A 20770-nucleotide genomic window follows, 5' to 3' on the forward strand; every position below is an offset into this window, starting at 1 on the left:
TTGTGTCGTTTTATTTTTTTAGTAGCAGTGTCAAACCGTCGCCGACAGGCAGGGTAATGGGAATAATGCGTGTATCGCGCGGCAGATTTTGGTTGAAATGGCGCAGGATATCCAAGCTTGGCGGATCATTTTCGGCAGCTTCATTCATGACGCGCCCACCCAACAAGATATTATCGATGGCAATCACGCCGCCACTCCGTACCAGTTGCAAACAGCGTTCGAAATATTTTGGCGTAGGCGGTTTGTCGGCATCGATAAGTGCCAAGTCGTAGCTTTCCGATTCGCCTTGCGCAATCAAATCGTCCAAAGTCAGCAAAGCTGGTTGCAGATGAAGCGAGATTTTATGCGCTATACCTGCTGCCTGCCATGTTTCTCGGGCAATATCGGTAAAGGTTACATTAATGTCGCAAGCCGTGATTTTGCCGTCTTCGGGGAGGGAAAGCGCCATGGCGGTGCTGCTGTAACCGGTAAAGACACCAACTTCCAAATATTTTTTAGCATTCAATAATTTGGCCAACCACACCAACATGGCTGCCTGCTCTTGGGCGATGGCCATCTTTCCCAGACGATGTGATTGGGTACGCTCACGCAATGCGGTCAAAACGGGATGTTCGTGCTGACCGATGCTGTTGAGGTACTGCTGTAACGCCGGATCGGTATTGTGGGTGTTGGTCGTCATACCGATACGGGTTAGTCTTGATAGTAGGTGTAAGGTTTTTTGTTGACTTTGGCCGCTTCAAATTCAGCCTGTTCGGCCGGATTAAGGGTTACATCCCACAGTAAATGGCGGTTTTCGAGGCGTTGCGCTTCTAATTCGGGATGGTCGGACATGAGTTTGTCGAGGAATTGGGTAGCTTCGGATTTGTAGTGGTACATGATGTTTTGCCTGAATCGTTGTCAGACCGTCATTATAGCCGATATTTTTTGCCAATACGCTAATTAATCGAACTTCCATAAGGTATAATGGCACGTCTTTTTTAGGCTGTCTGAAGCCTTTGCTCAATGTTTTGTCTTTAATCTACGGCAGGATATTGTGCAAAGGCTTAAGCCGGACAAGTTTCAGACGGCCTTTTTTATCGTGAAAAGAGCTGCTTATGTTAAAAAAATGGCTGCATAAAGTGTTGCCTAAAAAACACGTCAAGTCGTTGCCCGAAAAGGAGATTATTCCGCTTGAGCAACATGGTATCCATGCGGATATGTTGAGCTTTGCCGCTGAGAAAATTGCCAAACGCCTGCATGAAGCCGGTTTTCAGGCTTATGTTGTAGGGGGAGCCGTTCGGGATTTGTTGCTCGGGGTTGAACCCAAAGATTTTGATATTGCAACCGATGCCACGCCGGAGCAAATCCGTAAAATATTCCGCCGCAGCCGCATTATCGGCCGCCGCTTTCAAATCGTTCATGTGATGATTGGTCCTGAAACTATTGAAGTGACGACGTTTCGCGGTGGCGATAAGGTTCAGCAAAATGCGCAAGGCCGCATTATGAAGGACAATACTTACGGCAGCATTGAAGAAGATGCCATGCGCCGCGATTTTACTTGCAATGCGCTGTATTACGACCCGATTAAAGAGGAAATTTGGGATTTCCATCAAGGCGTGGCTGATGTTGCCGATAAGAAATTGGTGATGATAGGTAATCCTGCTGAACGCTATCAGGAAGATCCCGTCCGTATTCTTCGCGCCGTCCGTTTGTCGGGTAAGTTGGGCTTTGAAGTGGAAGAGCAAACGGCTTTGCCGATTGCCGAATACGCAGGCCGTCTGAAAAATGAACCGGTGGCCCGTCTTTTTGACGAAATCATGAAAATCCTGTTTTCCGGCCATTCCCGTGCCTGTTTGAAACGGTTGAACGAGTTGGGTATTCCCGAAGGCATCCATCCGCTTTTAGATGCCTTGAAAACTGCCGAAGCAGCCGACAAACGTATGATTATGTTGGCTTTGAAAAATACCGACGAGCGTCTTCGTGCGGATAAGTCCGTTTCTGTCGGTTTTGTATTGGCGGCGGTATTGTGGCCGACACTAAACGCCATTTGGCAACGCAATCAAAGCCATGGTCAAAAACCTGTCCCTGCGCTGATGGATGCGATGAACACCATGCGCGATACGGTGGAGAAAGGTTGGGGCGTACCGCAAAGATTCTCTGCAACCATGCGTGAAATCTGGCAATTTCAGCCGCAATTCGACAATATGCGCGGTGCGCGCCCGTATCGTCTGTTGGCTCAAGCCCGTTTCCGTGCCGCTTATGACTTCCTGATTTTGCGTAGCGAAGTTGGCGAGGTTGATAAAGAGATGGCTTCTTGGTGGACAACTTTCCAGCATGCCGATGAGGAAACCCGTCAGCAAATGACTGCGGCCAATGAGCGCAAACGTCAGAAACAAAGTGGATCAACTGACGGCAAACCCAAACGTCGCCGCCGCCGTCCAAAAAAGAAAACCACTGAGGCTGAATAAAATTTAAGGCCGTCTGAAACCATTAAATCTTTTGAGATTTGGTTTTCAGACGGCCTTTTTGTATTTTAATAAAAACCGCAGGTCTTTCAACCTGCGGTTTGCTTTTACGATTTGTTTTCTTCGCTGTCGAGGAAGCTGCGGAGGCGGTCGCTGCGGGTAGGATGGCGCAGCTTGCGCAGGGCTTTGGCTTCGATTTGACGGATACGTTCGCGGGTTACGTCAAATTGTTTGCCGACTTCTTCCAAAGTGTGGTCGGTATTCATATCGATACCGAAACGCATACGCAACACTTTGGCTTCGCGCGGGGTCAGGCTTTCGAGGATTTCTTTGGTTACTTCGTGCAGGCTGGTGTACATCGCAGCTTCTGCCGGCGCAACGTTGTTGGCATCCTCGATGAAGTCGCCCAAGTGCGAATCGTCGTCGTCGCCAATCGGTGTTTCCATGGAAATCGGCTCTTTGGCGATTTTCATGATTTTGCGGATTTTGTCCTCCGGCATTTCCATCAACTCGGCCAGTTTGGCGGAATCAGGTTCTTCACCGGTTTCTTGCAGGTATTGGCGCGAGATACGGTTCATTTTGTTGATGGTTTCAATCATGTGAACCGGAATGCGGATGGTACGCGCTTGGTCGGCGATGGAACGGGTAATCGCTTGACGGATCCACCATGTGGCGTAAGTCGAGAACTTGTAGCCGCGACGGTATTCGAATTTGTCCACCGCTTTCATCAGACCGATATTGCCCTCTTGAATCAAATCAAGGAACTGCAAGCCGCGGTTGGTGTATTTTTTGGCAATGGAAATAACCAAACGCAAGTTGGCCTGAATCATTTCCTGTTTGGCTGCTGAGGTTTCTTTCTCGCTCAGTACCATGTTTTTGTTGATTTCTTTCAACTCTTCGATGGAAATGCGGGTTTCGGTTTCCATATTGGCCAGCTCGGCTTGTTTTTCTAGGATGGCGTGGCGGAAACGATCCAATGCGTTTGCCCATACACGGCCTTTGGCTACTTCTTTTTCAACCCATTCCAAATCGGTAATAGCAGGCAGGAAGTTTTCGATGAAGTAGTCGCGTTCCATACGTACGCGGTCGATACAGATATCGCGGATTTCGCGTTCGAGTTTGCGGATGTTTTCAACGCGACTGCGTAGGTTGCTGCTCAAATTTTCGATTTGACGTGTGGCAAAACGGACTTCTAACAGTTTGTTGGCAATGGCATCGCGGTGTTTCAGGTAGTTGGCGTGCTGACTGCCGTGTTTTTCCAACTGCTTGATCATTTTGCCGTATTCGCTCTCGATAAAGGCGAAGTGTTCCAAAACTTTTTGTTTCAGTTCGGCTAAATGGGCGGCGGATATGGCTTCAGAGTCGTTACCTGAATCGTCTTCATCTTCCTCGTCGCCATCTTCATCATCGCTATCGGTTTCACCTTCTTCATCATCAGGTTTGGCATTTTCCAAATGACCTAAGCCCAATTCGTTCAACAAAACTTCATTAGGGTCGATGATGGCTTCAACGACCTCATCCACACGGATTTCGTCGTTGCGGACTTGCTCGATCAACGCCAGAATTTCGGCAATCGAACCCGGGCAGGCGGAGATTGCCTGCACCATGTTTTTCAGTGCATTTTCGATTTTTTTGGCGATGATGATTTCGTCTTCACGCGTCAACAGATCGACTTGCCCCATTTCACGCATATACATACGCACAGGGTCGGTTGTGCGGCCGAATTCTGAATCTGCGCTGGAGAGTGCTGCTTCGGCTTCTTCAACAGCATCGTCGTCGGTCATGGCGGCGGCGTTGTCGCTCAAGAGGATGTCTTCAGCATCGGGGGCTTGCTCGGTTACTTGGATGCCCAAGCCGGAAATCATGCTGACGATGTTGTCGATTTGTTCGGCATCGGACATATCGTCGGGCAGAGCGTCGTTAATTTCAGAATAAGTGATGTAGCCGCGTTCTTTACCCATGATAATGAGTTGGCGCAGACGCGCGCGCTGCTCTTCGATACTCAAGGGACGGTTGTCATCTTGGTCTTGGTATTCTTCGTAGTTTTGGTTTTTAGACATGGATTGCTCTCTAGGTTGATAGGATGCCGACGGTTTACGGTGATGTGGCCGTACCTGAAGGCGGAGCAGAGCTTTTTGTTGTGAAATCAGATTTCACTTTAATACTCTGAGGCTGTCTGAAAATATTACAGATGGAGTGTTCTGCGTGTCATGTTTCGCAGCGTGTGTTTAGATTGTTCAGACGGCCTGAGGGGTTAGTTTTGCTTTGCCGTCAAAAGCGACAGCAATAGTCTTTTTTCATTTTCAGTCAAACCAGTTTGAATACTTTTTTGCTTTAAAGTTTCGATTTGACTGTATTTTAATTCATTTAACAACTTTTTCATGCCGATTTGGAAACTTTCGCAATCTTCTTCGTTATCCCCTTCCATTTCTTCAGAGTGAAGGGTCGATAAAAAGATTTGATTGACGGTTTCCTCATAGGGCGAACCGCGCATATATTCAAACACTTGTGCAGTTGCAGGAGTCGTGTCGTGATGCTTGATGGTTTCGGCCAAATTGGCAAGGCAGGCAAAATCGCCGCTTAACGCCAGATAATCGGGCAGGTCTATATATGAAGCCCAAGCCGGATTTATCAAGAGGCTTCGTATCTGTCTTTGAACCAGTGTCAGCATGGTTGGCTGTTTGACAGAAATAGGCGGCAGTTTGTAACTTTTTTGTTTGACGTGCCGCTTGGGCGCTTCTTGTCCGAGTAACTGGGCGAGGTTGTCAGGATCAATACCCACCAACTCACTAAGTTTTTGTTTCAGGAGATAGCCCAATGCCGGCGCGGTAATTTGCGCTAAAAGCGGAGAACTGGTTTTGACCAATTCTGCTTTGCCTTCTTGCGTATTGAGGTTGAGGCCGTCTGAAAGATGTTCCCAAAAGTATTCCGATAGGGGCTTGCTTTGGTTTAACAAGGCATCTTCAAATTGAGCCTTGCCATAGGCACGGATGTAGCTGTCTGGGTCGTGTTCTTCGGGTAGGAATAGAAAATGCAGCGATTTATCGTCTTTTAATTGCGGTAACGCATTTTCCAGCGCGCGCCAAGCCGCTTTACGTCCCGCGCTGTCGCCATCAAAACAAAAATAAATACTGTCGGCCTGACGCATCAGGATTTTGACGTGTTCCGCCGTGGTTGCCGTACCCAAAGCCGCTACGCCGTAGCCGACGCCGAACTGCGCCAATGCGACCACGTCCATGTAGCCTTCGACCACCAAAATCCGTCCTGCCTCTTTTACGGCAGCACGCCCTTCATATAGCCCGTAAAGGTTTTTCCCTTTATCGAACAAAGGGGTATCGGGAGAATTCAGGTATTTGGGTTTGGAGTCATCCAATACGCGGCCACCAAAGCCGATGACCTGTCCGCGAGGATTGCGGATGGGGAACATAACCCGATGGCGAAAGCGGTCATAATGTTTGCCTTCGTTATCAATGACCATACCCGTATCCACTAACGCAGTATTCGGATAGGGTTGGAATACTTGCGCCAAAGGTTGCCAACCGTCAGGCGCATAGCCCAAACCATAATGCGCGATGACTTCCGCACTCAAGCCGCGCTTATCCAAATAAGCCTTCGCCACCGGATTGAATTTCAACTGTTGCGCATAAAAATCCGCCGCCGCCGCCGTCGTTTCTTCCAAAGTTTGTTGCTTTTTTTTACGTTCGGCACGGATTTCGGGGTTGTCTTCCTGCCCGCGAACTTTAGGCACTGTCATACCGACGCGATCAGCCAAAAACTGCACCGCCTCCGGAAACGACAGCCCCTGATGTTCCATCACAAAACCAATCGCCGAACCATGAGCCCCGCAACTGAAGCAATGGTAAAACTGCTTGGTCGGGCTGACCGAAAACGATGGCGTCTTTTCCTTATGAAACGGACAGCAGGCCATATAGTTCGCCCCGCCTTTCTTCAGCGGAACCTGTTCGTCGATAATATCGACAATATCGACTTTGGACAAAAGCTCGTCAATGAAATCAGATGGAATCATGGTTCGGCAGAAGAGGATGGACGGAAAATATTTCAGACGGCCTTATAAACAGACAAAGGCCGTCTGAAAATGGAATTTTAGATGAGGGTCGAGATGAGTTTTGTATTATAGCAAATAGTTGTAATACATGTGTCTTATCCTTTTGAGGTAGGGTATTAATAATCGTATTTCATTCGTTATTAAGATAGATATGATGTCGTTAAAGCAAAGGCCGGCTATAAGATATTCAGACGACCTTTGCTGTTGTCTTATTTTGCGATTCAGTTGCGCTTTCATGGTATGAATATGATAATGAACGTATATCCTCGGTTTTAGAAAGGTCGTTTCTCATGAAAGATTTTGCACGTTTGCTCAATCATCCCGATATTTCCTTTTCTCCGATTCCAGATGCCATTAAAGTTGATAACCCTGCAACAGGTGAGGCTTTGGCGTTTGTCCGTAAGACTGATTCAGACGGCCTGAAGCTTTTGATTCAAAAGGCAGAGGCGGCACAAAAATTATGGGCGGCAAAAACTGCGTTGGAGCGGGCCGATGTGTTGTGGCGCTGGTATTTTTTGATTAAAGAAAACAAAGAAGAACTCGCGCGTATCATGACGATGGAGCAGGGCAAAAGCCTGACTGAGGCGCGTGGTGAAATTGATTATGCGGCTTCGTTTGTGCGCTGGTTTGCGGAAGAGGCGCGGCGGATTGACGGCGATGTGCTGACAAGTGTGAAAGCGTCGCAAAAACTGGTTGTACTGAAACAGCCTGTCGGCGTTACCGCTGCGATTACGCCGTGGAACTTCCCGTCTGCGATGATTGCGCGCAAGGCTGCGCCTGCTTTGGCGGTGGGCTGTGCGATGATAGTTAAACCTGCATCGCTCACGCCTTTGAGTGCGTATGCATTGGTCGTTTTGGCTTATGAAGCCGGCGTGCCGCAGGATTTGTTGCCTGTTGTCAGCGGTAGTGCTTCGGAAATCAGCCATGAATTTGCCACGAATCCGACTGTGCGCAAAATCAGCTTTACTGGCTCAACCGAAGTCGGCGCGAAGATTTTTGCCGACAGCGCGGCAGACATTAAAAAACTCAGTTTGGAACTGGGCGGCAATGCGCCGTTTATCGTGTTTGACGATGCCAATTTGGACAAAGCCGTTGAAGGCGCTCTGGCCAGCAAGTTCCGCAACAGCGGTCAGACCTGCGTCTGCACCAACCGCGTTTACGCTCAATCCGGCATTTACGACGAATTTTGCAGCAAATTAAGTGAAAAAGTGGCTGCGCTCAAATTGGGCAACGGCTTGGATGAAGGCGTCAACCAAGGGCCATTGATTGAGGAAAAAGCGGTGGAGAAAGTCGAGCAGCACATCGCCGACGCGCTCTCCAAAGGCGCGGTTTGCCTGACTGGCGGCAAACGCAGCGCGTTGGGCGGAACATTTTTTGAGCCGACTGTTTTAAGCGGCGTTACGGCGCAAATGGCGGTAGCTCGCGAGGAAACCTTCGGACCTTTGTGTCCGGTGTTCCGTTTTGAAACCGAAGCCGAAGTTATCGAGGCTGCGAACAATACGGAATACGGTTTGGCAGCTTACCTTTTTACCTCTGACACCGCCCGTCAATGGCGCGTCGGCGAAGCCTTGGAATACGGCATGGTCGGCATCAATACGGGCTTAATCAGTAATGAAGTAGCACCGTTTGGCGGCGTAAAACGCAGCGGTTTGGGACGTGAAGGCAGTAAATATGGTGTGGACGAATATTTGGAATTGAAATATTTGTGTATTGATATGGCGGAATAAGGCTGTACAGTAAAGGCCGTCTGAAATTTGGTTTTCAGACGGCCTTTGTTTTAGAGTAGATCCTGGATGGCTGAACGCTCTTCTTCCAATTCGGCCAGCGTAGCGGCGATACGTTTTTGGCTGAATTCATCCGACAAGTCCAAGCCTTGGACGATGCGGTAGCTGCCTTCGTCACAAATGACGGGGAAGCCAAAAATCAAACCTTCGGGAATGCCGTAAGAGCCGTCGGATGGAACGCCCATGGTTATCCATTTACCACTGCTGCCGAGCAACCAGTCGCGCAGGTGGTAGATGGCGGCATTGGCGGCAGAGGCAGCGGATGATGAACCGCGTGCGGCAATAATGGCGGCACCGCGTCCGGCAATTTTCGGCATGAAGACTTCGGTGTTCCAGTCGGGTTCGGTAATCATGTCTTGGACGGACTCGCCGTTGCTGGTGGCGTAGCGGTAGTCGGCGTACATAGTCGGGCTGTGGTTGCCCCAGACACACATTTGCTCGATGGAAGTAATCGGGCGGTTGATTTTTTCGGCAATTTGGCTGACGGCGCGGTGATGGTCGAGACGCATCAGGGCGGTAAAATTTTCCGGAGGGATGTCGGGTGCAGATTTCATGGCGATGTAGGCGTTGGTATTGGCCGGGTTGCCGACAACGAGGACTTTAACGTTGCGATTGGCAACTTTGTTCAACGCCGCGCCTTGTACTTTGAAAATTTCGCCATTGGCGTGCAGCAAGTCGGCGCGCTCCATGCCTTGCGTACGCGGGCGCGCTCCAATCAAGAGGGCGATGTCGGCATCTTTGAAGGCGACTTCGGGGTCGTCTGTGGCGAAGATGTCGGCAAGGAGCGGGAAGGCGCAATCCTGCATTTCCATAATCACGCCGCGCAATGCCTGTTGTGCCTGCGGCAGGTCGAGCAGCTGTAGGATAACGGGTTGGTCGCGTCCGAGCATGATGCCGCCGGCGATACGGAAGAGGGTGGCGTAGGCGATTTGGCCTGCCGCGCCGGTAACGGCAATTCGGACGGGTGGCTTGAGGGTCATATTTTTCCTTTTGAAGTCGTTGTTTTACTTGATTTTCGGATTATAGCAGTATTATGGGGAGAATGATGTAGTAAGGCCGTCTGAAATTTGATTTTCAGACGGCCTTAAGTGTTTGAAAAGATTATTCGCCGTTTTTCTTTTCGGCTTGTTCTTCGGCAGCTTCATAGGCTTCGACGATTTTTTGCACCAAAGGATGGCGGACGACGTCTTCGCTGGTGAAGGTGTGGAAATACAGGCCTTCTACATCGCGCAGTTTTTCGCGTGCATCTTTCAAGCCGGATTTGATGTTGCGCGGCAGGTCGATTTGGCTGATGTCGCCGGTAATGACTGCTTTGGCACCGAAGCCGATACGGGTCAGGAACATTTTCATTTGTTCGGGCGTAGTGTTTTGCGCTTCGTCCAAAATGACATACGCGCCATTTAAGGTGCGGCCGCGCATATAGGCCAGCGGCGCAATTTCAATCAAACCTTTTTCCATCAGTTTGGTTACACGGTCGAAACCCATCAAATCGTAAAGCGCATCGTAAAGCGGTCGCAGGTAGGGATCGACTTTTTGCGCCAAATCGCCCGGCAGGAAGCCTAATTTTTCGCCTGCTTCGACTGCTGGGCGCACCAAAACGATGCGTTCGATTTGATGTTTTTCCATGGCATCGACGGCGGCGGCAACGGCAAGATAGGTCTTACCCGTACCGGCAGGGCCTAAGCCGAACACGACATCGTGGTTGAGCAAGGCGCGGATATAGCCGTTTTGGCGCGGGGTGCGGCCGCCGATGCTGCCGCGTTTGGTGCGGAAATAGTATTGTTGGTCGTGGTGTTTCTCTTCGTGTTTTTCATCTGCGGTTTTGGCTTCAACGGCCGCTAGGCTGATGGCGTTGTCGTCTAAGTCGCCTTTTTCTGCGGCTTCGGCAAGCGACAGCAAGGCACGGCGGCCGGCGTGTGCCAGTTCGCCCATGAAGGTGAAATGTTCGAAGCGGCGGCTGATTTGGATATCAAGGGCTTTACCTAAGGCTTCGAGATTGCTGTCGAGCGCGCCGCACAGGCGTTGCAACACGGTATTGTCAATTTCTTCAAACTGCAGATGGACGGTGTGGGTCATATTGGTTTCCGTAAATAAATCTAATTTTTCCGTATTATACCCTTGTTCAGACGGCCTGCTTTATAATACGTCGCTTCTTTTTAATAAACCGTTTCAATCAAAATGAATCACACTGCTTCTCCTCAATCGGAATTTCTGCGCGGTATCAAAGAATGTTCCCCCATGCTGATCGGCTTGTTGCCGTGGGCGCTGATTTTGGGCATGCAGGGCGGGCAAAAGGGCATGAGCTGGCTGGAAATGCTGTTGATGACGGGCATGAACTTTGCCGGAGGTTCGGAATTTGCCGCAGTCAATTTGTGGGCAAATCCTTTGCCAATTATGCTGATTGCAACAGTTACGTTTATGATTAATTCGCGCCATATCCTGATGGGTGCGGCGATTGCGCCGTATATGAGGGATATGCCGCTGAAAAAGGCGATGCCCGCGCTGTTTTTTATGTGTGATGAAAGCTGGGCAATGGCATTTGCTGAAATTCAAAAGCGTAAGGCGGCAGGTTTGCCTGCATTCAATATGCCGTTTTATGCCGGCGTGTGTTTTATTTTGTATGTAACGTGGATTGGTTTTGCGGCGTTTGGCGCGGCAGTCGGCCCGATGTTCGGCGATGTGGCGGCTTGGGGCTTCGGCATGGCGTTTCCTGCGGTGTTTTTAGTGTTGCTGCGCGGTATGTGGAAGAGCTTTGCGGCTTCACGCCCTTGGTTTGTCAGCTTGATTGTGGCGTGCGCAACTTATTTGACCGTGGATGGCGCATGGTATGTTCCGGCCGGGACGTTGTCGGGCTTGTTGGCGGCGTATGTGTGGGGAGAGCAAAAATGAAGGATTTGTTGTCGCTGCAATCGTTTTTGCTGTTTTTAAGCATGTTGGCCGTTACTTATTCAACCCGATTAATCGGCTTTTTTGCATTGCGCAACCGTATGTTGAGCCGTCGCGCGCAAGTGGTGATGGAGGCTGCGCCGGGCTGCGTGTTGATTTCTGTAATTGCGCCTTATTTTGTGTCGGACAAACCGCATGAGTTGATTGCCATTGCTTTGACGGTATTGGTGGCCAGCCGGTTTTCGATGTTGGTGACGGTATTAATCGGCGTTGGCACTTCGGGCATACTCGGTTATTTGATGAAATAAAAAATTTTCAGACGGCCTTACTTGTTATAATGGCCATCTAAATTTTTTGATAAAGCAAAAACATGGCAAACCAACGACTCATCTATGGCTTTCACGCCGTCAATGCCCGTTTGTGGCAAAACCCGAAATCGATTACCGAACTCTATATCCAAGAGGGCAAATCTGATGCGCGCACCCGCGATGTATTGGATAAAGCGGCCTCTGAAAACGTACGCGTGCATTTTGCTGATGCCGACCGCCTGAATGCCATCAGCAAAGGGGCGCGTCATCAGGGCGTGGTCGGATTTATCGATGCTTCCAAAAACCATGTTCATTTGGAAGATGTGTTGGAAAACCTGAGCGAACCGCCGTTTTTGCTGGTATTAGACGGTATTACCGACCCGCACAACCTTGGCGCGTGCCTGCGTACTGCCGATGCGATGGGTGTACATGCCGTGATTGCGCCCAAAGACAAAAGCGCCGGCCTGAATGCGACCGTCAGCAAAGTTGCCTGTGGCGCGGCGGAAACTGTGCCGTATATTACCGTAACCAATCTTGCCCGTACTTTGCGTGAATTGAAAGAATACGGCATTTGGATTGTCGGCACAGACATGGGCGGCGACTCCGACCTTTACCACTGCGACCTGCCTGACAGCGTGGCTTGGGTAATGGGCAATGAAGGCGAAGGCATGCGCCGCCTGACGCGCGAGCATTGCGATATGCTGGTATCGATTCCGATGTTTGGCACGGTAGAAAGCATGAACGTTTCCGTCAGCGCGGGCATGGTATTGAGTGAAACCCGCCGTCAACGGGTGTTGAAATCGGAAAAATAAAAAGTTTAATTAAAAGGCCGTCTGAATATTTTTCAGACGGCCTTTTTCAGGTTTTATTCTTTAACCAAAGGACCTGATTTCTTTTCGCTACCGGCGGCAATGCGTACCAATTGGAGAAATTCCGATTTCAGTTCAAACGGATCGTTGCCTTGGACTTGCTGCGCCATTTTTTCGATGTCGCTCCAGCCCAGTTTGCCGTTGTATTCACCGCCGCGCAGGGCTTGGGCATAGGAAGCTGCGGCAAGGGCAAGTAGGGTGTCTTTATCGGCTTGCTCCAGCAGTTTGCTGCCAACGGGAATTGCTTGTTCCATCAACTTGCTGTCTTTTTCTCCGGGCAGTTTGTAGCGTACTTTGACAAAGGCGTATTCGTTTTTACTGCCTTTGACGGCAGGGGCTTTTTGATAGCGTGATTCGTTCAGCCAGCCGTTTTTGCCTGCCGGAATGATTTCATAGATGGCGGTCACGCTGTGGCCTGAGCCGATATCGCCCGCATCTACTTTGTCATTGTTGAAGTCTTCATTGCGCAAGGTGCGGTTGGTGTAGCCGACCAAGCGGTATTCTTTGACAGTGGCAGGATTAAATTCGACTTGGATTTTGACATCTTGCGCAACGGTGGCAAGCGTGGAAGTCAGTTGCTGCTGCAGAACTTTTTTCGCTTCTTTTTCATTGTCGATATAGCTGTAATTGCCGTCGCCTGCATCGGCAATTTGTTCCATCATGTCTTCGTTGTAATTGTCTGTACCGAAGCCTAGCGTGCTGAGTGAAACGCCGGTTTTACGTTTTTCGGCAACTATGGATTTGAGCGTCTCGGTATCAGATACGCCAACGTTAAAGTCGCCATCGGTTGCCAGCAGGATACGGTTGATGCCGTTGGGTACAAAGGCTTTTTGCGCTTCTTCGTAGGCCATGCGTAAAGCGGATTCGCCCGAAGTCGAGCCTTCGGCTTTCAGTTTGTCGATGGCCTTCAGGATGGTTTCTTTATCTGAACCTGATGTAGGCGGAAGTACCAGCTCTTCGCCTGATGAATAGGTAATCAGGGTAACTTTGTCCTGAGGACGTAATTGTTGGGTCAAGATCTGCAGCGTTTTTTGAACCAACGGAAGTTTATTTTTTTCATCCATGCTGCTGGATACGTCCACGAGGAACACAAGATTGGCAGGCGGAAGATCTTTCTTTGCCGTGTCTTGTGCTTGGATACCGATTTTGATCAGCTTGGCTTCCGGTTGCCATGGAGAATCAATGGTTTCAGTGTGAACGGCAAATGGACGGCCGTCAGTAGGCAGTGGATAGTTATAAGGGAAGTAATTGATGATTTCCTCAATTCGTACAGCATCTGTAGGCGGCTGTTCGCCGCTGTTCAGAAATCGGCGGACGTTGGCGTAGCTGCCGGTATCGACATCGATGCTGAATGTGGAAACAGGTTCTTGAGCAACGGATTTAACCGGTTGGTCAGGTTGTTCTTGGTAGCGTTCAGTGTTTTCTGTAAGAGACAGATTTTCTTCAGCAACGGCAGCAGCAGGCAATGTTGAGTCCGGTGCGCCCTGAAGATTTTCGGTTGACGAGTCTGATCGGTCGAGTGGACCGGAACACGCAGTCAAAGCCGCTAAAGTGAGTATGGAAATGGTTTTCAGGAAGAAACGGGGCATGATTTAAGCTCCTGGGAAATATCACATGCTGATTGTTAAAAGTGTTGATGGCAGTGTATTGGCAGAGTTAACGCTGGCGCTGAGTTACTTTTTTTGAATTTTAATGTGTGAATAGTGGGTTAAGTTTAAATCAGGACAAGGCGGAGTAATGCGGTACTGGTTTAAACTTAACCCACTATGTTTATGACTTGGGCAAGATTTTGTCGGGCTGAGACGATTTTGTAAAGGCCTCAGCCCCGAATTATCTTACATTAACTTTTCTTCCGGCGACGTTCGCCTGGCAGCAGCATATCTGCCCATTTGATGATGTTGGCGACTTCTGCCGGATTGAGTTCGTAGAACTGGCCGCGTTTTAGGCGGTTTGGCAGGCCGATGGGGCCGAAGCCTACGCGGACAAGGCGGCTGACGGTCAGGCCTTGGCTTTCAAAAATGCGACGTACTTCGCGGTTTCGGCCTTCTTTGATGACGACGTTATACCATTTGTTTGCCCCTTCGCCGCCTTGTTCGTAGATGCGTTCGACTTTTGCCAAACCGTCTTCGAGCATCACGCCTTCTTCGGTCAGGACGCGCATTTGTTCGGTGGTCAACTCGCCCAATACGCGTACGGCGTATTCGCGTTCGACTTCAAAGCTGGGGTGGGCAAAGCGTTGAACAAGTTCGCCTGAGGTGGTCAGGATCAAAAGGCCGCTGGTATTGATGTCCAAACGGCCGATGGCTACCCAGCGGCTGCTGGCTGCTTGCGGCAGGCGATCGAAAATGCTGACACGGCCTTGCGGGTCGTCGCGGGAAACAATTTCGCCTTCTTGTTTGTAGTAGAGGATGATGCGTGGCAGGCGGTCTGCCCATTTGAGTTTGATGATGCTGCCTTTGACGGTAACATGATCGTCGGGCGTGACTTTTTCACCCAGTTGGGCTACGCGGCCGTTGACCGTTACCCAGCCGTTGCTAATCCATTCTTCCATTTCACGACGTGAGCCGACGCCGGAAGCGGCCAGGACTTTTTGCAGGCGCTCGGGTTCGAAGCGGGAAAGGTCGCTGCGGCGTTCTTTCAAATCGCGGGCGTGCTCCATGATTTTTTGGTTTGGGTTGCGGACCACCAGTTTTTTGGCTTTGGCAGCACGTTGTTTAGGTGCGGTATTTTGAGCTTTGGGGCCGTCTGAAACTTTTTGGCCGTAAGGTTTGCCTGATGTTTTGCGCTCGTCGTCTGGACGTTTTTTATTGGCAAAGGATTTGACCGGTTTGGAAGGTTTTTTGGCGGTAGATGATACGCCGTCGCGCCATTGGCGTTTGCTGGAAGGCTGTTTGGACATGATTTTTCCTAACTCGCTTGAAAAAGCGGTTCTTCTGCGGCAGTTGCGGCAGGGGTTGGATTGGGGGAAAAGGCCGTCTGAAAATCAGATTCAGACGGCCTGCCGATGAAAGGCTGTATTGTAACTCAACCAGTAAATTTTTGTTTGAAAATCCGAAAATTATGGCGAAAGGCGTTCGCGTATCCAGTTGCCGTCAACCAGGCGGTATTGGATGCGGTCGTGCAGGCGGCTGGGGCGGCCTTGCCAGAATTCGATACGGTCGGGAATAACGAGGTATCCGCCCCAATGCGGCGGGCGGGGAACATGCAGGGGATGTTTGACACCGACGGCCGCGGCCTTGGCCACCAATACGGTTTTGCTGGAAATCACTTCGCTTTGCGCGCTTGCCCATGCGCCGATACGGCTGGTATACGGGCGGCTTTCAAAATATTCGTCCGAAGCGGCGGCATCGAGTTTTTCAATGCGTCCTTCAATGCGCACTTGGCGTTCGAGTTCCGGCCAGAAAAAAGTCATGGCGGCAAAAGGGTGTGCCGTATAGGAGCGTCCTTTACGGCTGTGGTAATTGGTAAAGAAAACAAAGCCTTTGGGGTTGACTTCTTTCAGCAGTACCATACGGCTGTTGGGCCTGCCGTCTTCGCCTACGGCGGCAACATTGACCGCTGTCGGCTCGTTGACTTCGGCGTGAATCGCTTCGTTCAGCCATTGCTCGAATTGGACAATCGGGTCGGCGTGGCATTCGGCTTCCGACAGCTCGCGTTTGCTGTAATCTTCGCGGATATTGTGCAGTTCCATGATTTTTCTCCTTAGGTTTGACTGAATCATACCCCGTTTTTTCAGACGGCCTCAAGGGCATTTGTGTATAATCGTAGCCCTTTCCAATATAGAACAATACGGAGTCCTGTCATGCAAACCGAAGTCGAACTGAAAATCTTAAATCCGAAAATGGCCGATTCCCTGCCTGCTTATGCAACGCCCGGTTCTGCCGGTTTGGACTTGCGTGCCTGCCTGGATGAAGCTGTTGTATTGCAGCCGGGCGATGTGTATCTCGTGCCGACCGGTTTGGCGGTGCATTTGGCCAACCCTGCGTATGCAGCCGTTTTGTTGCCGCGTTCCGGCTTGGGTCATAAGCACGGTATTGTTTTGGGCAATTTGGTCGGTTTGATTGACTCGGATTATCAAGGCGAATTGAAGGTTTCTCTGTGGAACCGTGGTAAAGAAGCGTTTACCATCGAGCCGATGGAGCGCATCGCGCAAATGGTGATTGTGCCAGTTGTCCAAGCCGCGTTTAAAGTCGTGGACGAGTTTGCCGCCAGCGAGCGCGGTGAAGGCGGATTCGGCAGCACCGGCAAAGCCTGATGATTTGAAAGGCCATCTGGAACGGGATAAATTGAAATATTTGATTTCGGTTTGCCGCTGTTCAGACGGCCTTTTGGTTGAGCCAACCTTTGCATAATTACACACAAGATTGCATTTTTATATCTTGCCTGCATGGCCGACGCACCCAATAATACAGGCCGTCTGAAACCTTTACGGAGCGTTATTATGTCCCGCCCCTCACTTTTTCTGCCTCTGTTTTTGATTATCTTTGGCGCGATTTGGTTTTTACGCGCTACGGATATTTTGCCTGCGACATCGACAATGATTGCCGGCGCATTAATTATTTTAGGCCTTGCCGTGTTGATTATGGACGGCATCAACAAACAGTCCATCGTTTCCGGCCCGATGCTGGTTTATATCGGTACAGCCATTTATCTGCACATGAGCTACTGGATTTACCTCTCGCCGTTGCTGGCCATCGGCATGGTCGTGTTGGGTTGCCTGCTGTTGCTCTCGCGCAGCGACATGATTCCTGAGAAACACACAAAATAGAAAGATGAGAGATTTGGGTTTTGCCCTATAAAGGCCGTCTGAACAATGGTATAATCTCGCCGTTTCAGACGGCCTTTTTTATTGTGGTTTAAATTTGAAATTTATCCTCCCGGCCGCACCGTTTTCTTACATTTTGCAAAGTTTCCGCCATGACTCAAGACAAAATCCTTATTCTCGACTTCGGCTCGCAAGTTACCCAGCTGATCGCCCGCCGCGTGCGCGAAGCCCACGTTTACTGCGAACTGCATTCTTTTGACATGCCTTTGGAAGAAATCAAAGCTTTCAATCCGAAAGGCATCATCCTCTCCGGCGGCCCTAATTCCGTTTACGAATCCGATTATCAAGCCGATACCGGCATTTTTGATTTGGGCATTCCGGTCTTGGGCATTTGCTATGGCATGCAATTTATGGCGCACCACTTGGGCGGCGAAGTTACCCCGGGCAACCAACGCGAATTCGGTTATGCACAAGTTAAAACCATCGACAGCGAGCTGACACGCGGCATTCAAGACGATGCGCCAAACACGCTCGACGTATGGATGAGCCATGGCGATAAAGTTTCCAAACTGCCTACCGGCTTCTCTGTTATCGGCGATACCCCGTCTTGCCCGATTGCCATGATGGAAAACGCTGAGAAACAATTCTACGGCATCCAATTCCACCCTGAAGTGACCCACACTAAGCAAGGTCGCGCGTTGTTGAACCGCTTTGTCTTGGATATTTGCGGCGCACAACCAAGCTGGACCATGCCGAACTACATCGAGGAAGCCGTTGCCAAAATCCGCGAACAAGTTGGCAGTGACGAAGTGATTTTGGGTTTGTCCGGCGGCGTGGACTCTTCCGTAGCGGCCGCACTGATTCACCGCGCTATCGGCGACCAACTGACCTGCGTGTTTGTTGACCACGGTCTGTTGCGTTTGAACGAAGGCAAAATGGTGATGGATATGTTTGCCCGCAACTTGGGCGTACGCGTGATTCACGTTGATGCAGAAGAGCAGTTTTTGGCGAAACTTGCCGGCGTGACCGATCCGGAGAAAAAACGCAAAATCATCGGTGCGGAATTTATCGAAGTATTCGATGCTGAAGAGAAAAAACTCACTAACGCCAAATGGTTGGCGCAAGGTACGATTTACCCTGACGTAATCGAATCCGCAGGCGCAAAAACCAAAAAAGCCCACGCCATCAAATCCCACCACAACGTCGGCGGCCTGCCTGAAAACATGAAGCTCAAGCTGCTTGAGCCTTTGCGTGATTTGTTCAAAGACGAAGTGCGCGAATTGGGCGTCGCTTTGGGTCTGCCGCGTGAAATGGTGTACCGTCATCCGTTCCCGGGCCCCGGTTTGGGCGTGCGTATCTTGGGCGAAGTGAAAAAAGAATACGCCGACTTGCTCCGTCAAGCAGACGATATTTTCATTCAAGAATTGCGCAATACTACCGATGAAAACGGCACATCTTGGTATGACCTGACCAGCCAAGCCTTTGCCGTATTCCTGCCTGTGAAATCCGTCGGCGTGATGGGTGATGGCCGTACTTACGATTACGTCGTTGCCTTGCGTGCCGTGATTACCAGCGACTTTATGACTGCGCACTGGGCAGAGCTGCCTTACTCGCTGCTCGGCCGCGTTTCCAACCGCATCATTAACGAAGTCAAAGGCATCAACCGCGTGGTTTATGATGTCAGCGGTAAACCGCCTGCCACAATTGAGTGGGAATAATCCCTAAATAATAAAGGCCGTCTGAACAGATATTGTTCAGACGGCCTTATTTATTAGGGACTAAGCCCAATTAAAATTGATTTTTCAATTCACGCAAAGCGGCGAAGACTTCGAGTTCGCTGTTTAATTTTCGTCCGCTCAATTCTTCGGCACGTGCTTGAACTTGTGGCAGGTATATGCGGAAAAATGGGTTGACTTTGCGCTCGTGCGCCAGGCTGACAGGCAGTGTCGGCGTGTGTTCGGCTGCGGTCAAGGCCGTCTGAATGTCGGCATTGTCCGGTTCGATATGCTGGGCAAAACGCAGGTTGGAGGCGGTGTATTCGTGCGCCGGATAAAACAGCGTTTCTTCGGGCAGCTGGTTGAATCGGTGGAAACTGTCGTAAAGCTGCTCGATTGTGCCGGTAAATACGCGGCCGCAACCGGCGGAGAACAAGGTATCGCCGCAGAAAACGTGCAGGCCGTCTGAATTTTCCAGTAGATAGCTGATGTGGCGGTCGGTATGGCCGGGGGTCGCCCAAACGGTAACCAAGCCTTCGCCAAACGGGAACTGCGTACCTGCGGTGACGGTATGCGTCGCCACGTCGATGTCGCTTTCGCCATAGATTGGGGATTCTAAGAAGCCGTTGTGCAGCGCTTTTGCGCCACCGGTATGGTCTGGGTGCGGGTGGGTAATCCATGTTTGCGCCAGCATCAAGTGGTTGTGCACAAGGAATTTTAAGACCGGCGTGGCATCGGACGGATCGACGCAGACGGCATGGTTGCCTTCTTGAATCATCCAGATGTAGTTGTCGTTTAGGGCTTGGATTGGTGTGATTTTCATATGCTTTCTTCTGGTTTGGGGTTTCAGACGGCCTCTAAATAATCTTTGATATTCGGGCTTTGGCCGAACACGGCTTCATGGGCTTGCTGGATGCACAGTCGGTTGAACAGCAATCTTTGGGTTTGGTCGCCGTCGACAATCCGCACTTGGCCTTGCAGTTTGGGCGCGTCGTGATGAAAGGTGTTTTTAAACGCGTGCCAACGGTCAGCTTGCAGATGAACGATGGCAAACATATCGTGCGAGATATTAACGCCGATGCTGAATAGCTTGGATGAGGCTTGCAGGCAGAAACTGCTGTCGCCAAACAGGCACAGCCCCGTGTTTTCCAGATAGCGGAACAATTCGATTTTCACGGCTTCGGGTTCGGCAAAGATATTGCAAAACAGCCGTTCAAACAACGACGGCTGCGCCACGCCTTCGCTCAACATACCGTAAAGACCGCCCAGCCAATCGACATAGCCGAGAAAGGAAAAACGGTAGTCCTGCATAATGGCTTCGATGCGCTTGGGGTCGCGTTTGCTGATCAAGCGGACAAATTCAAAACCGACTTCCGGCAGCCGCGCCCGAAGCGTTTGGTGCAGGCGGTGGGCAAACAGGTTTTTATGGTTGTGCGGATTGCGCAGAATGCCGAGGAATTTCAGCCGCAATATCCGCCACAAGGCATCCGGTACTTTGACGGTATCGGCATTTGCCGTAGGTATTTTCAGACGGCCTGCAGGCAGGGTGCGCAGATGGTTGCAGGCATCTTCGTAGCCGCTTTCATGACGGTTGAACCAGCTTTCCAGATTGTATTGGTTGGCGGAGTCTTCGACAAAGGTCAGCGTATAGAGGTTTTTCGCCGCCAAGTTGCCGATGATGTTGACGCTTATCGCTTCGCTGCGGTTTTGTTCTTTGCTGCGGGCTTTTTCGCCAGGATGGAACATGGATAAGGGTAGCTTGTAAACATTCTGATTCTGCGGGCTGACCTGCGGATTATGCGCGTGCTGTCGCTGCTCGGTCTGGGCGACGAAGTGGTGCTCCTTAGTCGGATTCGCGGTCAATAGGGCGTAAGGCTTTTCGCCGCATTCGGAAAATTCGCAATCGCTGAGGATAAAGGCTTGTCGAGTCATA

At 50.5% G+C, this 20770-nt stretch carries 19 protein-coding genes; 8 read left to right on the top strand and 11 right to left on the bottom strand.

Features of this window, described 5'->3' with window-relative positions; genetic code table 11:
• Positions 1-10 precede the first annotated feature (10 nt).
• A complete protein-coding gene (locus ACTHUM_RS00295; protein WP_004520310.1) occupies positions 11-679 on the bottom strand; it encodes a class I SAM-dependent methyltransferase in 669 nt (222 codons plus the stop codon).
• A gap of 11 nt (positions 680-690) precedes the next feature.
• The gene (locus ACTHUM_RS00300; RefSeq protein ID WP_004520311.1) at positions 691-876 is read right to left on the bottom strand and encodes a DUF3460 family protein; all 186 of its coding nucleotides are present in this window, start codon (positions 874-876) and stop codon (positions 691-693) included.
• A 218-nt stretch (positions 877-1094) separates the two neighbouring features.
• On the opposite strand from ACTHUM_RS00300, the gene ACTHUM_RS00305 reads away from it, so the two are divergent.
• Positions 1095-2447 carry a polynucleotide adenylyltransferase PcnB gene (locus ACTHUM_RS00305; RefSeq protein ID WP_004520312.1) on the top strand — a complete coding sequence of 451 codons (1353 nt, stop codon included), beginning with the start codon at positions 1095-1097 and terminating at the stop codon, positions 2445-2447.
• Between the two features lie 104 nt (positions 2448-2551).
• Here ACTHUM_RS00305 and rpoD read toward each other — a convergent pair whose 3' ends face one another.
• Entirely contained in the window at positions 2552-4504 is a 1953-nt protein-coding gene (rpoD, locus tag ACTHUM_RS00310; RefSeq protein WP_004520313.1) for an RNA polymerase sigma factor RpoD, read from the bottom strand.
• Between the two features lie 194 nt (positions 4505-4698).
• Positions 4699-6471, bottom strand: a complete 1773-nt coding sequence (dnaG, locus tag ACTHUM_RS00315) for a DNA primase (RefSeq protein WP_049335257.1) — start codon at positions 6469-6471, stop codon at positions 4699-4701.
• Between the two features lie 329 nt (positions 6472-6800).
• On the opposite strand from dnaG, the gene ACTHUM_RS00320 reads away from it, so the two are divergent.
• Positions 6801-8237 (top strand): NAD-dependent succinate-semialdehyde dehydrogenase, encoded by a 1437-nt coding sequence (locus ACTHUM_RS00320; protein ID WP_004520316.1) that lies wholly within the window; start codon positions 6801-6803, stop codon positions 8235-8237.
• 50 nt (positions 8238-8287) lie between these two features.
• Here ACTHUM_RS00320 and ACTHUM_RS00325 read toward each other — a convergent pair whose 3' ends face one another.
• Both ACTHUM_RS00325 and ACTHUM_RS00330 read right to left on the bottom strand, forming a co-directional pair.
• Positions 8288-9274, bottom strand: coding sequence for a malate dehydrogenase (locus ACTHUM_RS00325; RefSeq protein ID WP_003680720.1), 987 nt, complete (start codon positions 9272-9274; stop codon positions 8288-8290).
• Between the two features lie 121 nt (positions 9275-9395).
• Complete coding sequence (locus ACTHUM_RS00330; protein WP_004520317.1) at positions 9396-10370, bottom strand: PhoH family protein; 975 nt, start codon at positions 10368-10370, stop codon at positions 9396-9398.
• Positions 10371-10472: 102 nt separating this feature from the next.
• On the opposite strand from ACTHUM_RS00330, the gene ACTHUM_RS00335 reads away from it, so the two are divergent.
• From ACTHUM_RS00335 to rlmB, 3 genes are all read left to right on the top strand, one after another.
• On the top strand, positions 10473-11183 hold the full coding sequence (locus tag ACTHUM_RS00335; protein ID WP_049335254.1) for an AzlC family ABC transporter permease: 711 nt from the start codon (positions 10473-10475) through the stop codon (positions 11181-11183).
• Entirely contained in the window at positions 11180-11488 is a 309-nt protein-coding gene (locus ACTHUM_RS00340; protein ID WP_049335252.1) for an AzlD family protein, read from the top strand. The genes ACTHUM_RS00335 and ACTHUM_RS00340 overlap by 4 nt, the downstream gene beginning before the upstream one ends.
• Positions 11489-11550: 62 nt before the next feature.
• Positions 11551-12300: a 23S rRNA (guanosine(2251)-2'-O)-methyltransferase RlmB gene (gene rlmB, locus ACTHUM_RS00345; protein WP_004520319.1), complete on the top strand. Its 750-nt coding sequence runs from the start codon at positions 11551-11553 to the stop codon at positions 12298-12300.
• Positions 12301-12353: 53 nt separating this feature from the next.
• On the opposite strand, the gene ACTHUM_RS00350 is transcribed toward rlmB, so the two are convergent.
• The 3 genes from ACTHUM_RS00350 to pdxH all read right to left on the bottom strand — a co-directional run bounded on the left by ACTHUM_RS00350 (position 12354) and on the right by pdxH (position 16048).
• Positions 12354-13946: a vWA domain-containing protein gene (locus ACTHUM_RS00350; protein WP_440361115.1), complete on the bottom strand. Its 1593-nt coding sequence runs from the start codon at positions 13944-13946 to the stop codon at positions 12354-12356.
• A gap of 251 nt (positions 13947-14197) precedes the next feature.
• Positions 14198-15256: a pseudouridine synthase gene (locus ACTHUM_RS00355; RefSeq protein WP_440361114.1), complete on the bottom strand. Its 1059-nt coding sequence runs from the start codon at positions 15254-15256 to the stop codon at positions 14198-14200.
• 159 nt (positions 15257-15415) lie between these two features.
• The gene (gene pdxH, locus ACTHUM_RS00360; protein ID WP_440361113.1) at positions 15416-16048 is read right to left on the bottom strand and encodes a pyridoxamine 5'-phosphate oxidase; all 633 of its coding nucleotides are present in this window, start codon (positions 16046-16048) and stop codon (positions 15416-15418) included.
• Positions 16049-16159: 111 nt separating this feature from the next.
• Here pdxH and dut point away from each other — a divergent pair, with 111 nt between their 5' ends.
• The 3 genes from dut (at position 16160) to guaA (ending at position 18840) form a co-directional block, all read left to right on the top strand.
• Positions 16160-16612 (top strand): dUTP diphosphatase, encoded by a 453-nt coding sequence (gene dut, locus ACTHUM_RS00365; RefSeq protein ID WP_003680707.1) that lies wholly within the window; start codon positions 16160-16162, stop codon positions 16610-16612.
• Between the two features lie 186 nt (positions 16613-16798).
• On the top strand, positions 16799-17125 hold the full coding sequence (locus tag ACTHUM_RS00370) for a hypothetical protein (RefSeq protein WP_004464437.1): 327 nt from the start codon (positions 16799-16801) through the stop codon (positions 17123-17125).
• 149 nt (positions 17126-17274) lie between these two features.
• Complete coding sequence (gene guaA, locus ACTHUM_RS00375; RefSeq protein WP_070461856.1) at positions 17275-18840, top strand: glutamine-hydrolyzing GMP synthase; 1566 nt, start codon at positions 17275-17277, stop codon at positions 18838-18840.
• Between the two features lie 70 nt (positions 18841-18910).
• Here guaA and gloB read toward each other — a convergent pair whose 3' ends face one another.
• Together gloB and ACTHUM_RS00385 are read right to left on the bottom strand one after the other, a co-directional pair.
• On the bottom strand, positions 18911-19660 hold the full coding sequence (gloB, locus tag ACTHUM_RS00380; RefSeq protein ID WP_440361112.1) for a hydroxyacylglutathione hydrolase: 750 nt from the start codon (positions 19658-19660) through the stop codon (positions 18911-18913).
• A gap of 23 nt (positions 19661-19683) precedes the next feature.
• Positions 19684-20769 carry a hypothetical protein gene (locus ACTHUM_RS00385; RefSeq protein ID WP_049322084.1) on the bottom strand — a complete coding sequence of 362 codons (1086 nt, stop codon included), beginning with the start codon at positions 20767-20769 and terminating at the stop codon, positions 19684-19686.
• Between the last annotated feature and the right edge of the window lies 1 nt (position 20770).

The organism is Neisseria sp. P0021.S006 (assembly GCF_051956895.1).